The 23475-nt window shown below is 52.0% G+C and carries 18 protein-coding genes; 14 read left to right on the plus strand and 4 right to left on the minus strand.

Annotated elements, in window-relative coordinates:
* Positions 1-70: 70 nt before the first annotated feature.
* Together serS and ACFX4U_RS06625 are read left to right on the plus strand one after the other, a co-directional pair.
* Positions 71-1363 (plus strand): serine--tRNA ligase, encoded by a 1293-nt coding sequence (gene serS, locus ACFX4U_RS06620; RefSeq protein WP_313510873.1) that lies wholly within the window; start codon positions 71-73, stop codon positions 1361-1363.
* 454 nt (positions 1364-1817) lie between these two features.
* Positions 1818-2966 carry an MFS transporter gene (locus ACFX4U_RS06625; protein ID WP_313510870.1) on the plus strand — a complete coding sequence of 383 codons (1149 nt, stop codon included), beginning with the start codon at positions 1818-1820 and terminating at the stop codon, positions 2964-2966.
* Positions 2967-3032: 66 nt separating this feature from the next.
* Here the strand turns inward: ACFX4U_RS06625 and pflA are convergent, their stop codons facing one another.
* The 4 genes from pflA to ycaO all read right to left on the minus strand — a co-directional run bounded on the left by pflA (position 3033) and on the right by ycaO (position 9326).
* Entirely contained in the window at positions 3033-3773 is a 741-nt protein-coding gene (gene pflA, locus ACFX4U_RS06630; RefSeq protein ID WP_017456180.1) for a pyruvate formate lyase 1-activating protein, read from the minus strand.
* Positions 3774-3967: 194 nt separating this feature from the next.
* Positions 3968-6250 (minus strand): formate C-acetyltransferase, encoded by a 2283-nt coding sequence (gene pflB / locus ACFX4U_RS06635; protein ID WP_305736560.1) that lies wholly within the window; start codon positions 6248-6250, stop codon positions 3968-3970.
* Positions 6251-6301: 51 nt separating this feature from the next.
* Positions 6302-7159 (minus strand): formate transporter FocA, encoded by an 858-nt coding sequence (focA, locus tag ACFX4U_RS06640; RefSeq protein ID WP_305736559.1) that lies wholly within the window; start codon positions 7157-7159, stop codon positions 6302-6304.
* 406 nt (positions 7160-7565) lie between these two features.
* Positions 7566-9326: a 30S ribosomal protein S12 methylthiotransferase accessory factor YcaO gene (ycaO, locus tag ACFX4U_RS06645; protein WP_313511143.1), complete on the minus strand. Its 1761-nt coding sequence runs from the start codon at positions 9324-9326 to the stop codon at positions 7566-7568.
* 137 nt (positions 9327-9463) lie between these two features.
* Between ycaO and ACFX4U_RS06650 the strand changes: the two genes are divergently transcribed.
* The 12 genes from ACFX4U_RS06650 (at position 9464) to kdsB (ending at position 23358) form a co-directional block, all read left to right on the plus strand.
* Positions 9464-10156 carry a DUF421 domain-containing protein gene (locus ACFX4U_RS06650; protein ID WP_313511141.1) on the plus strand — a complete coding sequence of 231 codons (693 nt, stop codon included), beginning with the start codon at positions 9464-9466 and terminating at the stop codon, positions 10154-10156.
* Between the two features lie 162 nt (positions 10157-10318).
* Complete coding sequence (gene serC / locus ACFX4U_RS06655; RefSeq protein ID WP_313511140.1) at positions 10319-11404, plus strand: 3-phosphoserine/phosphohydroxythreonine transaminase; 1086 nt, start codon at positions 10319-10321, stop codon at positions 11402-11404.
* Positions 11405-11475: 71 nt separating this feature from the next.
* Positions 11476-12759 carry a 3-phosphoshikimate 1-carboxyvinyltransferase gene (gene aroA / locus ACFX4U_RS06660; RefSeq protein ID WP_313511138.1) on the plus strand — a complete coding sequence of 428 codons (1284 nt, stop codon included), beginning with the start codon at positions 11476-11478 and terminating at the stop codon, positions 12757-12759.
* Positions 12760-12925: 166 nt separating this feature from the next.
* Positions 12926-13609: a (d)CMP kinase gene (cmk, locus tag ACFX4U_RS06665; RefSeq protein ID WP_313511137.1), complete on the plus strand. Its 684-nt coding sequence runs from the start codon at positions 12926-12928 to the stop codon at positions 13607-13609.
* Positions 13610-13722: 113 nt separating this feature from the next.
* Positions 13723-15396 (plus strand): 30S ribosomal protein S1, encoded by a 1674-nt coding sequence (gene rpsA / locus ACFX4U_RS06670; RefSeq protein WP_017456188.1) that lies wholly within the window; start codon positions 13723-13725, stop codon positions 15394-15396.
* Positions 15397-15579: 183 nt separating this feature from the next.
* The gene (gene ihfB, locus ACFX4U_RS06675; protein ID WP_305736554.1) at positions 15580-15864 is read left to right on the plus strand and encodes an integration host factor subunit beta; all 285 of its coding nucleotides are present in this window, start codon (positions 15580-15582) and stop codon (positions 15862-15864) included.
* A gap of 216 nt (positions 15865-16080) precedes the next feature.
* On the plus strand, positions 16081-18345 hold the full coding sequence (locus tag ACFX4U_RS06680) for a ComEC family protein (RefSeq protein ID WP_349350594.1): 2265 nt from the start codon (positions 16081-16083) through the stop codon (positions 18343-18345).
* Between the two features lie 36 nt (positions 18346-18381).
* The gene (gene msbA, locus ACFX4U_RS06685) at positions 18382-20130 is read left to right on the plus strand and encodes a lipid A ABC transporter ATP-binding protein/permease MsbA (protein ID WP_305736552.1); all 1749 of its coding nucleotides are present in this window, start codon (positions 18382-18384) and stop codon (positions 20128-20130) included.
* Entirely contained in the window at positions 20127-21104 is a 978-nt protein-coding gene (lpxK, locus tag ACFX4U_RS06690) for a tetraacyldisaccharide 4'-kinase (protein ID WP_313507313.1), read from the plus strand. Before msbA ends, lpxK begins: the two co-directional genes overlap by 4 nt.
* A gap of 45 nt (positions 21105-21149) precedes the next feature.
* Positions 21150-22379: a winged helix-turn-helix domain-containing protein gene (locus ACFX4U_RS06695; RefSeq protein ID WP_313507312.1), complete on the plus strand. Its 1230-nt coding sequence runs from the start codon at positions 21150-21152 to the stop codon at positions 22377-22379.
* Between the two features lie 53 nt (positions 22380-22432).
* On the plus strand, positions 22433-22615 hold the full coding sequence (locus ACFX4U_RS06700; protein WP_017456193.1) for a Trm112 family protein: 183 nt from the start codon (positions 22433-22435) through the stop codon (positions 22613-22615).
* Entirely contained in the window at positions 22612-23358 is a 747-nt protein-coding gene (kdsB, locus tag ACFX4U_RS06705) for a 3-deoxy-manno-octulosonate cytidylyltransferase (RefSeq protein ID WP_305736549.1), read from the plus strand. The genes ACFX4U_RS06700 and kdsB overlap by 4 nt, the downstream gene beginning before the upstream one ends.
* Positions 23359-23475 lie beyond the last annotated feature (117 nt).

Below are 23475 nucleotides of genomic sequence, written 5' to 3' on the forward strand. Positions count from 1 at the left end.
ACGGCTTACACCATCGACCGCAGGCTGCGGTCGTATTCTTTTATTTCAATTCGATAAGCACAGGAAAAGCATGCTCGATCCCAATCTGCTGCGTACCGAGCCAGACGCAGTCGCTGAAAAACTGGCACGCCGGGGCTTTAAGCTGGATGTAGATAAATTACGCGCTTTAGAAGAGCGTCGTAAAGTCTTGCAAGTTAATACTGAAAACCTGCAGGCGGAACGCAACTCGCGATCGAAATCCATTGGCCAGGCGAAAGCACGCGGGGAAGATATCGAGCCTTTACGCCTGGAAGTGAACAAGCTGGGTGAAGAGCTGGACGCGGCTAAAGCGGAGCTGGAAACCCTGTTGGCTGAGATCCGCGACATCGCGCTGACAATCCCTAACCTGCCAGACGATTGTGTTCCAGTTGGCCGTGACGAAAACGACAACGTTGAGGTCAGCCGTTGGGGTACGCCGCGCAAGTTCGATTTCGACATTCGCGATCACGTGACGCTGGGTGAGATGCACAGCGGGCTGGATTTCGCGGCAGCGGTGAAACTTACTGGCTCTCGCTTTGTGGTGATGAAAGGGCAGATTGCGCGTATGCACCGTGCGCTGGCGCAGTTCATGCTGGATTTGCACACCGAACAGCACGGCTACGCGGAGAATTATGTTCCGTATCTGGTCAACCAGGATACGCTTTACGGCACCGGGCAGTTACCGAAATTCGCGGGTGATTTATTCCACACCCGTCCGCTGGAAGAAGAAGCGGACAGCAGCAATTACGCGTTGATCCCGACTGCCGAAGTTCCGCTGACGAATCTGGTGCGTGATGAGATCATTGATGAAGATGATCTGCCGATCAAAATGACTGCGCATACGCCATGTTTCCGCTCAGAAGCGGGATCTTATGGGCGTGATACGCGTGGTCTGATCCGTATGCATCAGTTCGATAAAGTTGAAATGGTGCAGATCGTTCGCCCGGAAGATTCCATGGCGGCGCTGGAAGAGATGACTAGCCACGCTGAGAAAGTGTTGCAGCTGCTGGGGCTTCCTTATCGTAAAGTGCTGCTGTGCTCGGGTGATATGGGCTTCGGCGCGTGCAAAACCTATGATCTGGAAGTGTGGGTACCGGCGCAGGACACCTACCGCGAAATCTCTTCCTGCTCTAACGTGTGGGATTTCCAGGCTCGTCGTATGCAGGCGCGCTGCCGTAGCAAGTCCGATAAGAAAACCCGTCTGGTTCATACGCTGAATGGTTCCGGTCTGGCAGTTGGCCGTACGCTGGTGGCGGTAATGGAAAACTATCAGCAGGCTGATGGTCGAATTGAAGTGCCTGAAGTACTGCGTCCGTACATGAGCGGCCTTGAGTACATCGGCTAATCATTTGCCTGTAGTGAAAGTTAATTCTGAAAGCGCCTGCGGGCGCTTTTTTATTGCTTACTTAAAACCGCGCCCTGTGCGCGGGGTCAGCAGCAGGTTCGGGTTTAACGTCCACAGAACTGGCTGAAGCTTCTTCACATTTTTTTGGCACGCCCTTCCCGGATGAGAAATATGCAGCCTGCTGTGGAGGGTAATAATTTTACGGCACCTGTTCAGCCATTTTATTCCGGCATTCATCATGAATTTTTTCGACCGATAATTCTGCCTGTTTGCAAAAGTATTCTTTTATTTTCAATAGTGTGAATCGTGTCGTCCATTGTTAGGCCTAATGCTGGATAAGTTTTACGAATCGTCGTGGCGCAAAACGTGTCAGCGTCCAAAATCCGTGGATTGACAATGTTCTTACCGGTGGCATGATGCGCACGCAAACTGAACTTCCTCACGGTTTTTATCCATGTCCATCTATACCCGGCCAGTGCTGCTATTGCTCTGTGGCTTAATGCTGTTGACGCTGGCGATCGCGACGTTAAATACGCTCGTGCCGCTCTGGCTCGCCCACGAAAACTTACCGACCTGGCAGGTTGGGATGGTGGGTTCTTCTTATTTCACTGGCAACTTGCTGGGTACGTTACTGACCGGGCGTTTAATTCGCCGTCTGGGTTTTAACCGCAGTTATTATCTTGCTTCACTGATCTTTGCCGCAGGCTGCGTTGGCCTGGGGCTAATGATTGGTTTCTGGAGCTGGATGGTTTGGCGCTTTGTCGCTGGTGTGGGCTGTGCGATGATTTGGGTGGTCGTGGAAAGCGCCCTGATGTGCAGCGGTACATCGCGCAATCGTGGCCGTCTGTTGGCAGCTTATATGATGGTTTACTACGTCGGCACAGTGCTCGGCCAGGTGATGGTCAGTAAGTTGCCGACAGATCTGATGAGCGTACTGCCGTGGACGACTGCGCTGGTGTTGGCGGCGATCCTGCCGCTGCTGTTTACCCGCATTGTAAACCAGCAGAGCGAAGAACAGGCTCCGACCTCGGTATGGCCGATGTTGCGTCTGCGCCATGCTCGCCTGGGTGTGAATGGCTGTATTATCTCCGGGATTATCCTTGGTTCGCTGTACGGCTTGATGCCGCTCTATCTTTCGCATCAGGGGATTAGCGATTCGGGGATTGGTTTCTGGATGGCGCTGATGGTCAGCGCCGGTATTGTGGGGCAGTGGCCGATTGGTCGGCTGGCAGATCGTTTTGGTCGCCTGCTGGTGCTGCGTGTGCAGGTGTTTGTCGTGATCGTGGGTTGTTTTGCAATGTTGAGCAATGCAGCCATGGCTCCAGCGCTTTTTGTGCTCGGGACGGCGGGCTTTACCCTTTATCCGGTAGCGATGGCATGGGCCTGTGAGAAAGTGGAACATCACCAACTTGTGGCAATGAACCAGGCGCTGCTATTGAGTTACACCATTGGCAGCCTGCTTGGTCCGACGCTGACCGCAATGCTGATGCAAAACTACTCAGATAGCTTGCTGTTTATCATGATCGCGGGTGTGTCGTTTATCTATCTGGTGATGCTGATGCGCAAACCCGGGCATCATCCAACGCCGGTGGCGCATGCTTGATATACGCTGTTTAATAAATAAAAAAGCCACAACTCAACGTCGTGGCTTTTTTGTCTCAGGGACGGCTCAGTACATCACTTTGTGACCGTACTGCTCCAGGATACCTTTTACGCGCTCCATGGTCTCTTTCTTCGGCGGGTGAATACCGTCCAGCTTATACTCTTCACCCATCGCCACCCATTTATGCTTACCCAGTTCGTGATAGGGAAGGAGTTCGATTTTCTCAACGTTACCCATATCGCGGGTGAATTCACCAAGGCGATGTGCGGAATCGTCATCATCAGACCAGCCAGGCACAACGACGTAACGGATCCATACGTTGATATTTTTCTTCGATAAATACTGGGCGAATTCAAGGGTCCGGTGATTGGATACGCCGACCAGATTCTGGTGGATCTCATCGTTCATTTGCTTGAGGTCGAGCATCACCAAATCGGTAACTTCCAGCAATTCATCGATCACTGGATCGTAACGGCGCACAAAGCCGTTGGTATCGAGGCAGGTGTGGATGCTCTCTTTTTTACAGGCGCGAAACCAGTCGCGAACGAATTCCGCCTGCAAGATTGCTTCCCCACCGGATGCCGTGACGCCACCGCCGGAGGCGTTCATAAAGTGCCGATAGGTAACGACGTCTTTCATCAGTTCTTCAACGGTGATCTCTTTGCCACCGTGTGTATCCCATGTATCGCGGTTGTGGCAATACAGGCAGCGCATCAGGCAGCCCTGGAAGAAGGTGATAAAACGGATGCCTGGGCCATCGACCGTGCCGCAGGATTCAAAGGAGTGGATGCGACCAATAACTGACATTGCGGTGTTTTCTCCAGATGTGGCCCATCCGGGGCCTGTGTCTGCGCAGTTTAATTCCTTCTGCACTAAGTCTGTTTTGGCAGACATCCAGCAAGTATAGATGGCTGACGAAGCACACTTCAGGTGTTAAAAAGGCCCCACAGTCGTGGAGCCTTTATTATACGCTTTTTACTGCGTAGTTTCAGTCAATACCATTACATGGTCTGAGTGAAAGTACGAGTGATAACATCCTGCTGCTGTTCTTTAGTCAGGGAGTTAAAGCGTACGGCATAACCAGAAACACGGATGGTCAGCTGCGGATATTTTTCCGGGTTTTCCATCGCGTCGAGCAGCATTTCGCGGTTCATGACGTTCACGTTCAGGTGCTGACCACCTTCGATGGACGCTTCGTGATGGAAGTAACCATCCATCAGACCCGCCAGGTTGGTTTTACGTACTTCATCGTCTTTACCCAGCGCGTTCGGCACGATAGAGAAGGTGTAAGAGATACCATCTTTAGCGTAAGCGAACGGCAGTTTAGCAACGGAAGTCAGAGAGGCAACAGCACCTTTCTGGTCACGGCCGTGCATCGGGTTAGCACCCGGTCCGAACGGAGCACCAGCGCGACGGCCATCCGGGGTGTTACCTGTTTTCTTACCGTACACAACGTTAGAAGTGATGGTCAGAACAGACTGGGTCGGGATAGCGTTGCGGTAAGTGGTCAGTTTCTGAATTTTCTTCATGAAACGTTCAACCAGGTCAACCGCCATATCATCAACGCGAGCGTCGTTGTTACCAAACTGCGGATATTCGCCTTCGATTTCGAAGTCGATAGCCAGGCCGTCTTCGTCACGAATCGGTTTTACTTTCGCGTATTTGATAGCAGACAGTGAGTCAGCCGCTACGGACAGACCTGCGATACCGCAAGCCATGGTACGAATAACGTCACGATCGTGCAGCGCCATCAGTGAAGCTTCGTAGCTGTATTTGTCGTGCATGTAGTGGATGACGTTCAGCGCGGTGACGTACTGTTTAGCCAGCCAATCCATGAAGTGATCCATACGATCCATCACTTCGTCGAACTTCAGAACGTCGCCTTTGATAGGTTCAGATTTCGGACCTACCTGCATTTTCAGTTTTTCATCAACGCCGCCGTTGATTGCATACAGCATGGTTTTCGCCAGGTTAGCGCGAGCACCGAAGAACTGCATTTGTTTACCCACAACCATCGGGCTTACGCAGCAAGCAATAGCGTAGTCGTCGTTGTTGAAGTCCGGACGCATCAGATCATCGTTCTCGTACTGCAGAGAAGAGGTATCGATGGAGACTTTCGCAGCGAATTTTTTGAAGTTCAGCGGCAGTTTTTCAGACCACAGAACAGTGATGTTCGGTTCCGGAGACGGGCCCATGGTGTACAGGGTGTTCAGGAAACGGAAGCTGTTTTTGGAAACCAGCGTACGGCCATCAACGCCCATACCACCGATAGATTCAGTTGCCCAAATCGGGTCGCCAGAGAACAGTTCGTCATATTCAGGGGTACGCAGGAAGCGAACCATACGCAGTTTCATGACCAGGTGGTCAATCATTTCCTGAGCGTCTTGCTCAGTGATTTTACCTGCTTTCAGGTCACGTTCGATGTACACGTCCAGGAAGGTGGATACGCGACCGAAGGACATTGCAGCGCCGTTCTGAGACTTAACAGCGGCCAGGTAACCGAAGTAGGTCCACTGGATTGCTTCCTGAGCGTTGGTAGCCGGACCAGAGATATCGCAACCGTATTTTGCTGCCATCTCCTTGATCTGACCCAGTGCGCGATGCTGTTCAGCAATTTCTTCACGCAGACGGATAGTCGCTTCCAGGTTTACGCCGTTTTCCATGTCAGACTGCAGAGACAGGAACTGAGCGTATTTGTCTTTCATCAGGTAGTCGATACCGTACAGCGCAACGCGACGGTAGTCACCGATGATACGGCCACGACCATACGCATCCGGCAGACCGGTCAGAACACCGGATTTACGGCAGTTCAGAATGTCTTTGGTGTAAACATCGAATACACCCTGGTTATGGGTTTTACGGTATTCGGTGAAGATTTTTTTAAGAGCAGGATCCAGCTCGCGGTTGTACGCTTTGCAGGAGCTTTCAACCATTTTGATGCCGCCAAACGGGATGATTGCGCGTTTCAGCGGAGCTTCAGTTTGCAGACCAACAATTTTCTCTAACGCTTTATTGATGTAACCAGCGTCGTGAGATGTGATGGTTGAGGCAACGGAGGTGTCAAAATCAACTGGCGCGTGGGTGCGGTTTTCCAGTTTAACGCCTTCCATGACTTTGTCCCACAGTTTGGTGGTCGCGTCAGTTGCGCCAGCCAGGAAGGACTCATCGCCTTCGTACGGGGTATAGTTTTTCTGGATAAAGTCACGTACGTTTACTGCGTTCTGCCAATCGCCTTTCGCAAAACCTTCCCAGGCTGTGGCTAATTTTTCATTAAGCTCGGACATGTAACACCTACCTTCTTAAGTGGATTTTTTATTTACTGCCTGGAACAACCATTAGTGATGATCGTTGCCACGCAGGTAAATGACCCAGTATGTCAACCCGACTAATAATCCTCCACCGATGATATTCCCGATTGTTACAGGGATCAGGTTATCAGTGATGAAATTCATAATGGTCAGGTGAGAGAAACTTTCCGGGCTGGAACCAACTGCGGTCCAGAACTCCGGGCTTGCAAAGTTGCGAATTACAATACCCATCGGGATCATAAACATATTCGCAATACTGTGTTCAAAACCGCTGGCAACAAACATCGCCACCGGCAGAACCATAATCATGGCTTTATCCATCAGGCTGCGGCCGGAATAACTCATCCACACGGCCATACAAACCATCAGGTTAGCCAGAATGCCCAGCGCCACGGCTTCAATAAATGTGTGGTGCACTTTATGGTCTGCGGTTTGTAGCACGTTTAAGCCCCAGCCACCGTTGGCGACCATGTACTCACCAGACAACCACATTAACAGCACAAACAGCAGCGCACCCACCAGGTTGCCGACATAGACGTTAATCCAGTTGCGGGCCAACTGCCCCCAGGTGATACGTCCACTGGCTTTCGCCACGACAATCAGTACGGTTGAAGTAAAGAGATCTGCACCGCAAATGATGCAAAGAATCAACCCCAGTGAGAAGCAGATACCACCGATAAGTTTAGCAATACCGTACGGCATTGCGCCGGTACCTGTGGTGGCGGTGATGTAGAAAACGAAAGCAATGGAGATAAACACGCCTGCGGTAATCGCAAGATAGAAAGTCTTAAGCGGATGTTTAGTCGCTTTATAGACGCCAGCTTCTTCGGCAACTTTGGCCATTTCGGCTGGAAGAATAAGATCAAAAGGGTTGTCAGCTTTCACACTAACTCTCTCTTTATTAAGTCGGCGACGAGATACTAACAAAGCATTATAGAAGAGAATTTGATATGGATCATATCTCGCCTGGCTTATAGGACCGCAAAGAGCGTGGTTTTTCTACGAATGCGGAGTAACTTGTTGATTATCAAAATAAAAATAAAGTTTAAAAATTGCAAAATGAGTTGAATTTTTTTATGTGGCCTCCCAAAAAACAGTTAATTAAAATGGAGTAATTGCCATAAGAAGTAACAATATTCGTCGGAGTGGATAATTATATTTACCCATATTTAACTTTAATATTACATATGGCTGTCATTGCCAAAAAAATAAATAAAACGGGGCAATGAAATTGCCCCGTAATATAGCGTAGACCACTCATTAAGCCTACATATTGTCGTACTACTTGTCGTTATTTCGACCAGAATGCCCGTTTGGCCCGTTGTAATTTTTCGTAAGCCGCTAACAGCGACTGATGCGCCGGGAATGCCTGCAGGGAACCGTCTGCCAGTTGCAGGTCATAGAACGGTGCTTCTCCGCTTAATGCGGCGCTGGCGGCTTCAACTGCTTGCGCACCATACATACGTACGAATGCATTCAGGTATTGCAGCGGCTCGCGCTCCTCTTCCTGTGCCAGTAGTAATAATGTCTGCAGGCAGCGGTAGTAGTTTGCTCGTTCGGCGCTAAAGATCGAGGCGTTGAATTCCATCGTCCATTCGGTCCAGGCTAATGCCTGATCCAAATCACCGCCAGCCAGCGCCAGCATCGCTTTGAGTTCGCCAATGCGCAGCGTGTACCAGCCATTATCTTTACCGGTCGCCAGACCCAACAATTCGCGAACGCGGGTGAAGTCATCATGCCCTTCGTCATCAAGCTGTGCGATCAGGTTGAGGTACTCCTCTTTTTCCCATTCACTGCCAGGCAAAGAGAGGATGGTTTCGCGTAAATGGCTGCCCATGGTGTTGTTCGCCAGCCACAGATCTTCCGCCGGATAAATATCTGACATGCCTGGCACCAGAATACGGCAGGCGTAAACTCCCAGATGCTCATAATCGGCAATATAGACTTCTTTATCTTCTGCCTTAAAGATAGCCATCAATGTGGCGAACTCTTCTTCCGTCGTGCCAGCAAAGCTCCAGTCAACAAACGGATAATCCGCATCCTGCTTGAACAGATCCCAGGAGATCAGACCGCTGGAGTCGATAAAGTGCGTCTCGAGGTTGGCATGTTCGGCAACTTCTTCATCATCAAAAGTTGGCGGTGTGAAGACATCCAGATCTTTCAACCCGCGGCCTTGCAGCAGCTCGGTAACAGTACGTTCGAGCGCCACACCGAAATCAGGGTGCGCGCCAAAAGAGGCAAAACAGGTGCCGTTAGCTGGGTTGAACAGGACAACGCAGATAACCGGGTATTTACCGCCCAGAGAACCGTCGTAAGCGAAGATCGGGAAACCTTCCGCTTCCAGTTTGGCAATCGCTTCGACAACGCCCGGGTAGCGCGCCAGCACGTCCTGCGGGATTTCTGGCAGGCTGATGCTCTCGGCAATAATGCGATTTTTAATATGGCGTTCGAACACTTCTGACAGACCCTGCACGCGGGCTTCATTGCGCGTGTTCCCGGCGGACATACCGTTAGAAACGTATAAGTTGCCGACGATATTCATCGGGATATAAACCGTCTGCTCATCAGACTGGCGGGTAAACGGCAGGGCGCAGATACCGCGCTCATCGTTGCCGGATTGCAGATCAACGAGCATCCCGGCAGCCAGTTCGTTCTGCGGGTCGTAGTAGGCGCGCAGGCGCGCATCCAGAATGCCTTCCGGCAGGGAATCATCTTCCGGCAGCGGGAACCATTTCTCATTCGGATAATGAACGAACGGGCTCTGTGCGATGGCATCACCCAGCCAGAAATCAGCGAAGAAGTAGTTGGTGGACAGACGCTCGAAATACTCGCCCAGCGCAGATGCCAGCGCGGCTTTTTTGGTCGCACCTTTGCCGTTGGTGAAGCACAGCGCGCACTCTTTATCGCGAATATGTACAGACCAGACGTTTGGCACCGGGTTCAGCCATGAGGCCTCCTCGATGTTAAAACCGAGATCGGTGAGCTTTTGCTGGAAGCGGGCGATGGAATCTTCCAGCGCGGCGTCTTTGCCGGGAATAAATGTTTGAGTCATGGCGGTCACTTTTTTCGTACGTAAAGCGCGCAATGATACGGGTTTTGCGTGACTGGCGCTATCTTCCACACCTGACCGACGAAAATAAAACTTCTGGCTATGATTAAGAAAAGTAACAAACTGTTCAGGCATAAAAAATGAAAGCGTTTGATCTGCACCGCATGGCGCTCGACAAGGTTCCTCTTGATTTTCTCGGGGAAGTCGCACTGCGTAGTGTCTATACCTTTGTTTTGGTCTTTTTATTTCTCAAAATCACTGGCCGACGCGGCGTACGCCAGATGTCCCTGTTTGAGGTGCTGATAATCCTGACATTGGGTTCGGCCGCCGGGGATGTCGCTTTCTACGACGATGTTCCCATGCTGCCGGTGCTGGTGGTTTTTATCACTTTAGCGTTGCTTTATCGGTTTGTGATGTGGCTGATGTCGCACAGCGAAAAGCTGGAAGATTTGCTGGAAGGCAAACCGGTTGTCATCGTTGAAAATGGTGAGCTGGCGTGGGAAAAGGTGCATGCGGCAAATATGACCGAGTTCGAGTTCTTTATGGAGCTACGCTTAAGTGGCGTGGAACAACTCGGACAGATTCGTCTGGCAATAATGGAAACCAACGGTCAAATCAGCGTTTACTACTTTCCGGACGATGAAGTGAAACCCGGGTTGTGTATTTTGCCTGAAGGATGCAGTGAGCGTTTCACGATGGTTCCCGAAGCGGGGGATTATGTTTGTGTCCGTTGCAGTAAAATTGTCGCCATGCAAAAAGGGGAAAAGCAATCTTGCCCGCGTTGTGCAAATCCGGAATGGTCGAAGGCAAGCCGGGCTGTTCGCGTGACATAACAGCGTTTTTATCGGGTCTACGGTGAGCAAACAAAACTTTCTGCTATGTGAGTTAGCGCACATCTTGCCGCTGGCGCCCATTACCCGTTGCGGCGCGTAGCGCTGAATGATAAAACCGATGTCACAGGAATAACTTATTGCTTTATAGCGTGGTGAGGGGAAATGACTCAGGTCTTTAATTTTAGTTCTGGCCCGGCAGTTTTACCGGCGGATGTGCTCAAACAAGCGCAACAAGAGCTGTGCGACTGGCAAGGTCTTGGAACGTCGGTGATGGAAATTAGCCATCGTGGTAAAGAGTTTATCCACGTGGCGGAAGAAGCAGAAAAGGATTTTCGCGACCTGCTGAATATTCCCTCTAACTATAAGGTTCTGTTCTGTCATGGCGGCGGTCGCGGCCAGTTTGCCGGCGTTCCGCTGAACTTGCTGGGCGATAAAACTACCGCTGATTACGTTGATGCAGGCTACTGGGCGGCGAGCGCGGTAAAAGAAGCGAAAAAATACTGCTCACCGAACGTTATTGACGCCAAAATCACTGTTGATGGTCTGCGCGCGGTGAAACCGATGCGCGACTGGCAACTGAGCGATAATGCGGCCTATCTGCACTACTGTCCGAACGAAACGATCGACGGTATTGCGATCGATGAAACACCGGACTTCGGTGATGTAGTCGTCGCTGCTGATTTTTCCTCAACTATTCTCTCTCGCCAGATTGACGTCAGCCGCTTTGGTGTGATCTACGCAGGCGCGCAGAAAAATATTGGGCCAGCGGGTTTGACGCTGGTGATTGTGCGCGAAGATCTGCTCGGTAAAGCGCATCAGGCTTGCCCGTCGATCCTTGATTACACCGTGCTGAACGAAAACGACTCGATGTTTAACACGCCGCCGACCTTTGCCTGGTATCTTTCCGGGCTAGTGTTTAAGTGGCTGAAAAAACAGGGCGGTGTGGCGGCAATGGACAAAATCAACCAGCAAAAAGCCGACCTGTTATACGGTGTGATCGACAACAGCGATTTCTACCGCAACGATGTGGCGACAACGAACCGCTCGCGCATGAATGTGCCGTTCCAGCTGGCAGACAGCGCGCTCGATAAAGTCTTCCTGGAAGAGTCGTTTACCGCAGGTCTGCACGCGCTGAAGGGCCACCGTGTTGTCGGCGGTATGCGCGCCTCTATCTATAATGCGATGCCGCTGGCTGGCGTACAGGCGCTCACTGACTTTATGGTCGATTTCGAACGCCGCCACGGTTAATTACACTGTTTTGACGTACCCCCGTAGTTTTACTGCGGGGGTTTTATTCTGTTTGTTGAGAGTGAAGTTTCATGGAATCCCTGACGTTACAACCCATCGCGCGAGTAGATGGCACCATCAATCTGCCTGGTTCAAAAAGTGTCTCCAACCGCGCCTTGTTGCTGGCCGCATTCGCGAGTGGCACGACTGTTCTGACTAACCTGCTGGACAGTGATGATGTGCGCCACATGCTCAATGCCCTCAGCGCGCTGGGAGTTCATTGCACGTTGTCTGCCGATCGTACCCGTTGTGAAGTGACGGGTGCTGGCGGCCCGCTGCACTCAACAAAAAAACTGGAGCTGTTTCTGGGTAACGCAGGAACCGCCATGCGTCCGTTGGCTGCTGCGCTGTGCCTTGGCGAAAACGATATTGTGCTGACTGGCGAGCCGCGCATGAAAGAGCGTCCGATTGGCCATCTGGTCGATGCGCTTCGTCAGGGCGGGGCAAAGATTGATTACCTTGAGCAGGAAAATTATCCGCCGCTGCATTTGCGCGGTGGCTTTACCGGCGGTGACGTGAGCGTTGATGGCAGCGTTTCCAGCCAGTTCTTAACCGCATTGCTGATGACAGCCCCGCTGGCGCCCAACGACACGGTTATCACCATCAAAGGTGACCTGGTATCCAAACCGTATATTGATATCACACTGCATCTGATGAAGACCTTCGGTGTTGAGGTTGAAAACCAGCAATATCAACGCTTTGTTGTGCACGGTGCGCAGCAATATCAGTCACCGGGACATTATCTGGTCGAAGGCGATGCGTCTTCTGCTTCTTATTTCCTCGCGGCCGGCGCAATCAAAGGCGGTACGGTCAAAGTGACCGGTATCGGCCGTAACAGCGTGCAGGGCGATATTCGTTTTGCCGATGTGCTGGAAAAAATGGGCGCAACCGTTGTCTGGGGTGAAGATTATATTTCCTGCACGCGTGGTGAGTTGAACGCAATCGACATGGACATGAACCACATTCCCGATGCGGCAATGACCATCGCGACCGCAGCGCTGTTTGCCAAAGGCACGACCACTCTGCGCAACATCTATAACTGGCGCGTAAAAGAGACCGATCGCTTGTTCGCGATGGCGACGGAGCTGCGTAAAGTCGGGGCCGAAGTGGAAGAGGGCGAAGACTATATTCGCGTAACACCGCCTGCCAGGTTGCAGCTTGCGGAAATCGGGACTTATAACGATCACCGTATGGCGATGTGCTTCTCGCTGGTGGCGCTGTCTGATACGCCGGTCACCATTCTTGATCCGAAATGTACAGCGAAGACCTTCCCGGACTATTTCGAGCAATTAGCTCATATTAGTACGCTGGCATAATTCCTTCCTTTTGCGGGCTGGTGTAAATCAGCCCGCTTCCCGCGCAATTATTCTACACTCAGTTGCATCCTCTTCGGTTATTCGCACGCAACAGTAACGGTTGTGGGCATTGGCGCGTATAATGCGCGCGGTTATGTAACGATATGCCTTGATTAAGGAGAGAAAGATGACGGCAATTGCCCCGGTAATCACCATTGATGGGCCAAGCGGCGCGGGTAAAGGCACGCTTTGCAAGGCAATGGCGGAAGCGTTGCAATGGCATCTGTTGGACTCAGGCGCAATTTATCGTGTTCTGGCGCTCGCTGCGCTGCATCACCATGTCGATGTTTCTTCCGAAGATGTTTTGGTTCCGCTGGCAGCGCACCTGGATGTGCGTTTTGTCTCAACAAATGGCCATCTGGATGTCATTCTGGAAGGCGAAGATGTCAGCAGCGAAATCCGTACTCAGGACGTGGCGAATGCGGCCTCGCAAATTGCGGCTTTTCCGCGAGTGCGTGAAGCATTATTACGCCGCCAGCGCGCATTCCGTGACGCGCCGGGCCTTATCGCCGACGGGCGTGATATGGGAACTGTGGTTTTTCCGGACGCGCCGGTAAAAATTTTTCTTGACGCCTCTTCTGAAGAGCGGGCGCATCGGCGCATGCTACAGTTGCAGGAGAAGGGCTTTAGTGTTAACTTTGAACGCCTTTTGGCCGAGATAAAGGAACGTGACGATCGCGATCGAAATCGTCCTGTTGCACCGCTGATTCCCGCTGCCGATGCTTTAGTACTGGATTCAACCAGTTTAAGTATTGAGCAAGTGATTGAGAAAGCGCTACAATATGCTCGCCAAAAATTGGCTCTCGCGTAAGCGACCGAATTCGTAGTACCTGCTGCAACGGAGTGTGAGCAGGCATGTGAAACAACCCCATCCGGCATGAAGCCAGGTGGACGTTAAATTGAAGAATCCTGAAGATTATCAATATGACTGAATCTTTTGCTCAACTCTTTGAAGAGTCCCTGAAAGAAATCGAAACCCGCCCGGGTTCTATCGTTCGTGGTGTTGTTGTTGCTATCGACAAAGACGTAGTTCTGGTTGACGCCGGTCTGAAATCTGAGTCCGCCATTCCGGCAGAGCAGTTCAAAAACGCCCAGGGCGAGCTGGAAATCCAGGTTGGTGACGAAGTTGACGTTGCTCTGGATGCAGTAGAAGACGGCTTCGGTGAAACCCTGCTGTCCCGTGAAAAAGCTAAACGTCACGAAGCTTGGATCACGCTGGAAAAAGCTTACGAAGACGCTGAAACTGTTACCGGTGTTATCAACGGCAAAGTCAAGGGCGGCTTCACTGTTGAGCTGAACGGTATTCGCGCGTTCCTGCCGGGTTCCCTGGTAGACGTTCGTCCGGTCCGTGACACTCTGCACCTGGAAGGCAAAGAGCTTGAATTCAAAGTAATCAAGCTGGACCAGAAACGTAACAACGTTGTTGTTTCACGTCGTGCGGTTATCGAATCCGAAAACAGCGCAGAGCGCGATCAACTGCTGGAAAACCTGCAGGAAGGCATGGAAGTTAAAGGTATCGTTAAGAACCTCACTGACTACGGTGCATTCGTTGATCTGGGTGGCGTTGACGGCCTGCTGCACATCACCGATATGGCATGGAAACGCGTTAAGCATCCGAGCGAAATCGTAAACGTTGGCGACGAAATCACTGTTAAAGTGCTGAAATTCGACCGCGAACGTACTCGTGTTTCCCTGGGCCTGAAACAGCTGGGCGAAGATCCGTGGGTAGCTATCGCTAAGCGTTACCCGGAAGGCACCAAGCTGACTGGCCGCGTGACCAACCTGACCGACTACGGCTGCTTCGTTGAAATCGAAGAAGGCGTTGAAGGCCTGGTTCACGTTTCCGAAATGGATTGGACCAACAAAAACATCCACCCGTCCAAAGTTGTTAATGTTGGCGATGTAGTGGAAGTTATGGTTCTGGATATCGACGAAGAACGTCGTCGTATCTCCCTGGGCCTGAAACAGTGCAAATCCAACCCGTGGCAGCAGTTCGCTGAAACCCACAACAAGGGCGACCGCGTTGAAGGTAAAATCAAGTCTATCACTGACTTTGGTATCTTCATCGGCCTGGACGGCGGTATCGACGGCCTGGTTCACCTGTCTGACATCTCCTGGAACGTTGCAGGCGAAGAAGCAGTTCGTGAATACAAAAAAGGCGACGAAATCGCAGCCGTTGTTCTGCAGGTTGACGCAGAGCGTGAGCGTATCTCTCTGGGCGTTAAACAGCTCGCAGAAGATCCGTTCAACAACTACGTTGCACTGAACAAGAAAGGCGCAATCGTAAACGGTAAAGTTACTGCAGTTGACGCTAAAGGCGCGACCGTAGAACTGGCTGACGGCGTTGAAGGTTACCTGCGCGCTTCTGAAGCTTCCCGTGACCGCGTTGAAGACGCAACTCTGGTTCTGAATGTTGGCGACGATGTTGAAGCTAAATTCACTGGTGTTGATCGTAAAAACCGCGTAGTTAGCCTGTCTGTTCGTGCGAAAGACGAAGCTGACGAGAAAGATGCAATCGCTTCTGTTAACAACAAACAGGAAGAAGGCAACTTCTCTAACGCTATGGCTGAAGCTTTCAAAGCAGCGAAAGGCGAGTAATATCAAGCACTCTGAATTATTTACGCTGTACCAGGACGTAAGTCACACGGCTGCAGCGTGAACGGTGAGGAGTTACTTGACAGATCACAGGATTCGTCCTGTAATCAATGACAAAGGGCGGCTACGGCCGCCCTTGTTAAAGCTAGTAAAGCTAATTTTGCGTTGAAGGAAACCGGAGGAATCATGACCAAGTCAGAATTGATTGAAAGACTTGCAAGCCAGCAGTCGCATATTCCGGCTAAAGCTGTGGAAGATGCTGTAAAAGAGATGCTGGAGCATATGGCCTCTACTCTTGCCGAGGGCGAGCGCATTGAGATCCGCGGTTTCGGCAGTTTTTCCCTGCACTATCGTGCACCTCGCACCGGGCGTAACCCGAAAACAGGCGATAAAGTGGATCTGGAAGGAAAATACGTTCCGCACTTTAAACCGGGTAAAGAATTACGCGACCGCGCCAATATTTATGAGTAATTTTTAGCTACACGCTGAAATTGACTTTGACGAAAAAAGCACCTACAGGTGCTTTTTTTGTTTCTCGGATCTCTTCATTTCTGAAGCTGCTTCGCACAATTTTGCAGATGCTTTGTAAGTGCGTCTAAAGCACCCAGCCTGCACCGCAAAACGGTTATTACAAAGAGAAAACACTGGCGACAGCGGGCATACTCTCCATGCAACAAGGAGGTATGCATGACGTTACCGGCATTAGCGATATGCCTGATAATTGGCATTTTGCCATTACAGTGGATGCCTTCACTACCCACTCAAGGGGGTGTGTGGTTTCTCATTACCATCGGGTGTCTGTTCGCGTGTTTTCGGCCTCGCCTGTTTCGTTATTGCGCAGTCACATTACTTGCATTCGCATGGGGAGTGCTGGCAGCAATGCAGGCTGTCTGGCCTGCCGGGCACATAGCTGGTGCGACTCACCCGGCTGAAGTGGTAATTACCGATACGGATCATATGACCCGGCATTGGGGAAAAATCACTCGTCTGGATGGTAAGCGCTTGTTTCCATCAGTAGGAATAAGCCTCTATGGCCAGTATTTGCCTGAGCCAGTTTGTACCGGCCAGCGATGGACGATGGCGATTAGAGTACGTGCCATTCACGGGCAATTGAATGATGGTGGTTTCGATACGCAGCGTTATGCAATGGCTTCCCACCTGCCGCTGAATGGCCGTTTTATCGATGCCCGCCTGATCGAACCCCAGTGCACATGGCGCGCGCGCTACCTGCAATCATTAACCGAAACACTGACTAAATACCCCTGGCAGCAGGTGATACTGGCGTTAGGGATGGGCGAACGCGCGACGGTGGATGGCAGTGTCAAAGAGATCATGCGGCAAACCGGTACGGCGCATTTGATGGCGATATCAGGGCTACATATTGCTCTGGCGGCAATGTTAGGTTGGCTGATTGTTCGTGGTGTGCAATGTTTATTTCCCGGCGGCTGGATTAGCTGGCGTTTACCATTGCTTATTGGCGTAGGGTTTGCAGTAAGTTACGCTTGGCTGACCGGGCTACAACCGCCGGCATTGCGTACCGCTATTTCTCTTAGCGTGTGGGCCGCGTTACGGCTATCCGGGCGATTGTGGTCACCCTGGCAGGTATGGCTTTGTTGCATTGCCGCTATCTTATTCACCGATCCCCTTGCCGTGCTATCAACCAGTCTGTGGCTGTCTGCTTTCGCAGTAGCCGCGCTGCTGTTTTGGTATCAATGGCTACCGGCCTCTACAAAACAACATACCTGGCTGGTCCAGAGCAGTATTAATTTGCTTCATCTACAAGTGGGGATGACTTTACTACTGCTTCCTGTGCAGTTGTCAATTTTCCACGGCATAAGCCTGAGTTCGTTAGCGGCAAATTTGTTGGCCATTCCGATGGTAACGTTTGTTACTGTACCGCTCATTTTACTGGGAATGTTGCTGCACTTGATCGGCCCTGCGGCGGGGGAGTTGGCTTGCTGGTACCTTGCAGATAAAACACTGGCATTCCTGTTTGCTTTTCTGCATTGGCTACCTGCCGGTTGGCTTAATGTGGATATGCGCTGGCAGTGGCTCGCCTGGTTGCCGTGGCTGGTACTGATTATCTGGCGTTTGCATTTATGGCGGAGCGTCCCGGCGCTGTGTCTGGCATGCCTGACATTACTTACTCTGCCGTTCTGGCGCACAGAACGGCAGGGGGAGTGGGCAGTGCATATGCTGGACGTAGGGCAGGGCCTGGCAATGGTGATTGAACGTAATGGTAAAGCGATTCTCTATGATACAGGCGTTGCGTGGCCCGGCGGCGATAGTGGGCGGCAGCTAATTATTCCATGGCTGCGTTGGCATGCTTTACAGCCTGAAGGCATTATTCTGAGTCATGAACATTTGGATCATCGTGGTGGATTGGACTCACTGATGAATGCCTGGCCGCAATTATGGATTCGTAGCCCGCTGGGTTGGGCCGCTCACCAACCATGCTTTCGCGGTCAGCAGTGGCAATGGCAGGGGCTAACATTTACCGTTCATTGGCCGCTAAGTGATGTCGAGGCCAAAGGTAACAACCATTCATGCGTCGTCAGAGTGGATGACGGTCAACACAGCTTCCTGCTCACGGGAGATATTGAAGCCTCAGGGGAGATGGCGATGCTGAGTCACTATTGGACGCATTTGCAGTCTACACTAGTGCAAGTGCCTCATCATGGAAGCAATAGTTCATCGTCGCTGCCCTTTGTGCAGCGAATTGGCGGCAAAGCAGCGCTGGCCTCGGCGTCACGTTACAACGCCTGGCGGTTCCCGTCGACAAAGGTGATCAACCGCTACCGTGAACAGGGATATCGCTGGTACGACACGCCGCATCAAGGGCAGTTAACGGTATCGTTTTCGCCACAGGGCTGGGAAATCCATAGCTTACGAGATCAACTTTTACCGCGTTGGTATCATCAGTGGTTTGGCGTACCCAGTGATAACGGGTAGAATATGCGGCTATTTCAACAAGTGCTGGTTTTTTGAATGCATAACGACAAAGATCTCTCCACGTGGCAGACATTCCGCCGATTATGGCCAACTATTGCGCCTTTCAAAGCGGGTCTTATCGTGTCGGGGATAGCGTTAATCCTCAACGCAGCCAGCGATACCTTTATGCTATCGCTGCTCAAACCGTTACTGGATGATGGTTTTGGTAAAACCGACCGCTCTGTGCTGCTGTGGATGCCGCTGGTGGTTATTGGGCTGATGATCCTGCGTGGCATCACCAGCTACATATCCAGTTACTGCATTTCCTGGGTTTCCGGAAAAGTGGTGATGACCATGCGTCGTCGCCTGTTCAGCCATATGATGGGCATGCCGGTCTCATTTTTTGATAAGCAATCTACAGGCACTTTACTTTCGCGTATTACCTATGACTCGGAACAGGTCGCTTCCTCCTCCTCCAGCGCATTGATCACTGTTGTGCGTGAGGGAGCATCGATCATCGGCTTGTTTATCATGATGTTTTGGTACAGCTGGCAACTCTCCCTGATTCTCATTGTGCTGGCGCCGATCGTTTCGATAGCGATTCGCGTGGTTTCCAAACGCTTTCGCAATATCAGTAAAAATATGCAAAACACGATGGGGCAGGTGACCACCAGTGCGGAGCAGATGCTGAAAGGGCATAAAGAAGTGCTGATGTTCGGCGGCCAGGATGTAGAAACCAGCCGTTTTGATAAAGTCAGCAATAAGATGCGTTTGCAGGGCATGAAAATGGTCTCGGCATCGTCTATTTCCGATCCTGTTATCCAGCTTATTGCGTCACTGGCGCTGGCGTTTGTGCTGTATGCCGCCAGTTTCCCAAGCGTAATGTCCACCTTGAGTGCGGGTACCATCACCGTTGTCTTTTCATCAATGATCGCGCTTATGCGCCCATTGAAATCCCTGACCAACGTCAATGCTCAGTTCCAGCGTGGTATGGCGGCCTGCCAGACCTTGTTTGCGATTCTGGATAGTGAGCAAGAAAAAGACGAAGGCACGCGGGTGATTGAACGTGCGCGCGGTGATATTGAGTTTCGCAACGTGACCTTCACCTATCCCGGGCGTGAAACGCCAGCATTGCGCAATATCAACCTGACGATTCCGGCGGGAAAAACCGTCGCACTGGTAGGGCGTTCCGGTTCGGGGAAATCGACGCTGGCAAGCCTGATCACGCGTTTTTACGATGTCGACGAAGGGCAAATCCTGATGGATGGCCATGACTTACGTGAATATAAGCTCACGTCCTTGCGTGACCAGGTTGCGCTGGTGTCGCAAAACGTACATCTGTTTAATGATACGGTTGCCAATAACATTGCTTACGCACGTACCGAAACATACAGCCGCGAAGAGATTGAGCAAGCAGCGAAAATGGCCTATGCCTATGACTTTATCAATAAGATGGATGAAGGGCTGGATACGATGATTGGGGAAAACGGCGTGCTGCTTTCAGGCGGTCAGCGCCAGCGCATTGCGATTGCCCGTGCGCTGTTACGTGACAGCCCGATCCTCATTCTTGATGAAGCGACCTCGGCGCTTGATACCGAATCTGAACGTGCCATTCAGGCCGCGCTGAACGAGCTGCAAAAGAACCGTACCTCAATGGTCATCGCTCACCGTTTGTCAACCATCGAACAGGCCGACGAAATTGTGGTGGTGGAAGATGGCCGTATCGTTGAACGTGGCACCCACGCGGATCTGCTGGAACAACGTGGTGTCTATGCTCAGCTTCACAAAATGCAGTTTGGCGAATGATTGCACGCATCTGGTCCGGTGAATCCCGCCTGTGGCTACTGTTGCTACCGCTCTCCTGGCTTTACGGCCTGGTGAGCGGTGCCATTCGTTTTGCCTATCGCATTGGTTTAAAAAAATCCTGGCGTGCGCCTGTTCCTGTTGTGGTCGTCGGCAATCTGACGGCAGGCGGCAACGGTAAAACGCCCGTTGTCATCTGGTTGGTGGAGCAACTGCAGCAGCGTGGCATCCATGTTGGTGTGGTGTCGCGTGGCTACGGTGGTAAAGCGGATCGTTATCCGCTTGTGCTGACACCTGAAACCACTACGGCTCAGGCAGGGGATGAACCGGTTCTGATTTATCAACGTACTGGCGCACCGGTTGCGGTTTCTCCCGTCAGAAGTGACGCTGTCAGTGCGATTCTTGCGCTACATGCAGTACAACTGATCATTACGGATGATGGTTTGCAGCATTATAAGCTGGCGCGTGATAAGGAAATTGTCGTTGTTGACGGCGTCAGGCGTTTTGGCAATGGCTGGTGGTTGCCCGCAGGGCCGATGCGGGAGCGGGCGTCGCGCTTAAAAAGTGTGGATGCCATTATTACCAACGGCGGTGTAGCCAGAGCGGGAGAGATCCCGATGCGTTTGCGGCCTGGGTTGGCGGTCAATCTGCTTACCGGCGAACGCCGTGACGTTCACACACTGACCAATATCGTTGCGATGGCAGGGATCGGCCATCCTCCACGTTTTTTTGCTACTCTCACCGAGTGCGGAGCGACGTTGCAAAAAACGGTGGCGCTTGCCGATCATCAGGCGTTAACGCTGCATGATGTAAAGCCGCTGGTGAAACCGGGGCAAACATTGGTGATGACCGAAAAAGATGCAGTTAAGTGTCGGTCGTTTGCTGAGGATAACTGGTGGTATTTGCCTGTAGACGCGCAGCTTGAGGGCGAGCAGGCGCAAGAATTACTGCAGGAATTGTTCACTCTGGCGCGCTGACGGTGGTCGCATCGGCCGCGCCCTGTTACTTAAACAGGAACTCCCATGTCCGTGCCGCAACTTTCTCTGACTGCTGCTCGTCATCTGCATCTCGCAGCCCAGGGGCTATTACGTAAACCTTCCCGTCGGGCAAAACCGGGCGATATTCTCTCCACTATTCAGCGCATGTCGCTGCTGCAAATTGACACTATCAATATTGTTGCCCGCAGCCCTTATCTGGTGCTTTTTAGCCGCCTTGGGCACTACCCGCAGCACTGGCTTGATGACGCGCTGCGCAACGGTGACCTGATGGAGTACTGGGCGCATGAAGCGTGTTTTCTGCCGCGTGAAGACTTTGCGCTGGTGCGCCATCGCATGCTGGCGCCAGATCAAATGGGCTGGAAGTATCGCGAAGCGTGGATGCAGGAACATGCGGCGGAAATTGAGCAGCTCATTGCACATATTGAGCAAAATGGCCCAGTGCGTTCGGCTGATTTTGAACATCCACGTAAAGGAGCCAGCGGCTGGTGGGAATGGAAGCCGCATAAGCGGCATCTGGAAGGGCTATTTACGGCCGGAAAAGTGATGGTGGTGGAACGTCGCAATTTCCAGCGTGTTTATGATTTAACACCGCGGGTTGTGCCGCACTGGGATGATGCTCGCGACCTGCTGTCGCAGGATGCGGCGGAGTATCAGATGCTGGAAAACAGCGCCCGCAGTTTAGGGCTGTTTCGCGCCCAGTGGCTGGCGGATTACTATCGCTTGCGGAAAGTAGCATTACCGTTAGTGCTGGAGAAGATGCAGGACGCAGGAACCATTTATCCCGTCAATGTCGAAAACATTGGTCCGGCCTGGCTGCATGCCTCTTTATTGCTGCAGCTTGAACAGGCGCAGGCTGGCAAACTTGTCGCTACTCACAGCGCGGTGCTTTCACCGTTTGATCCGGTGGTATGGGATCGTAAACGAGCCGAGCAACTGTTCGATTTTAGCTATCGTCTGGAGTGCTATACCCCCGCCCCTAAACGGCAATTTGGCTATTTTGTGTTGCCATTATTGCATCGTGGGCGACTGGTGGGGCGTATGGATGCAAAAATGCACCGTAAAGCGGGCATGCTGGAGATTATTGCGCTGTATCTGGAGGATGGCGTTAAACCCGGGCATTCGCTGGAAAAGGGGCTGTTAGGTGCCATTACCGAGTTTGCCCGTTGGCAGGGAGCTCTGCGGGTCTCGTTCTCGCGGTTGCCTGAGGGGTTATTTGCTGCATGCCGCGCCGGGCTGGAAATAGACGCGGCGTAATAAATGAATATGATAAGCTTAAACCGTTAATTATCGGTGTATCAGGAGGAAAGATGGATCACCGTTTACTTGAAATTATTGCCTGCCCGGTGTGTAACGGAAAACTGAATTACACCCAGGATAAACAAGAGTTAATCTGCAAAATCGACAGCCTCGCCTATCCCGTTCGGGAAGGTATTCCGGTATTACTGGAAACCGAAGCGCGTTCGTTAACTGCGGAAGAGAGCCGGCCATGAGTTTCGTTGTGATCATTCCCGCGCGTTATGCTTCCACACGCTTGCCCGGCAAACCTTTAGTCGATATTAACGGTAAGCCCATGGTGGTGCATGTGCTGGAGCGCGCCCGTGAATCGGGCGCTGAGCGTATTATCGTGGCGACGGACAACGAAGAAGTGATGCATGCGGTGCAGGCGGTTGGCGGTGAAGTCTGTATGACCCGCGCCGATCATCAGTCTGGTACTGAACGCCTTGCTGAAGTCGTGGAAAAATGCGGTTTCAGCGACGATACCGTGATCGTCAATGTGCAGGGTGATGAACCGATGATCCCGCCAGCGATTATTCGCCAGGTGGCAGAAAACCTTGCCGCGCGTGATGTTGGGATGGCAACGCTGGCGGTACCCATTCACAGTGCGGAAGAGGCATTCAACCCGAACGCGGTGAAAGTGGTGATGGACGCCGAAGGTTACGCGCTCTACTTCTCCCGCGCTACGATCCCCTGGGATCGCGATCGGTTCGCACAATCTCGCGAGACGATTGGTGATACCTTCCTGCGTCATATCGGCATTTATGGCTATCGCGCCGGTTTTATCCGCCGTTATGTCAGCTGGCAAACCAGCCCGCTTGAGCAGATAGAAATGCTGGAGCAACTGCGCGTGCTCTGGTACGGCGAAAAAATCCACGTCGCCGTCGCCAGTGTGGTGCCGGGCACCGGTGTGGATACCCCTGAAGATCTGGCGCGCGTCCGTCTGGAACTGCGTTAATCCTTCCATCCCCTCCAGCCGGAGGGGATTTGCCGCTTGTCAGCGGAATTCTCATGCTGTTTTGATCTCATCAGGATGACATCTGTGCTATCGGCGCTCATTATAAAAGCAGTCATC

The organism is Kosakonia sp. YIM B13588, assembly GCF_042788165.1.
GTDB classification, from domain to species: domain Bacteria; phylum Pseudomonadota; class Gammaproteobacteria; order Enterobacterales; family Enterobacteriaceae; genus Kosakonia; species Kosakonia sacchari.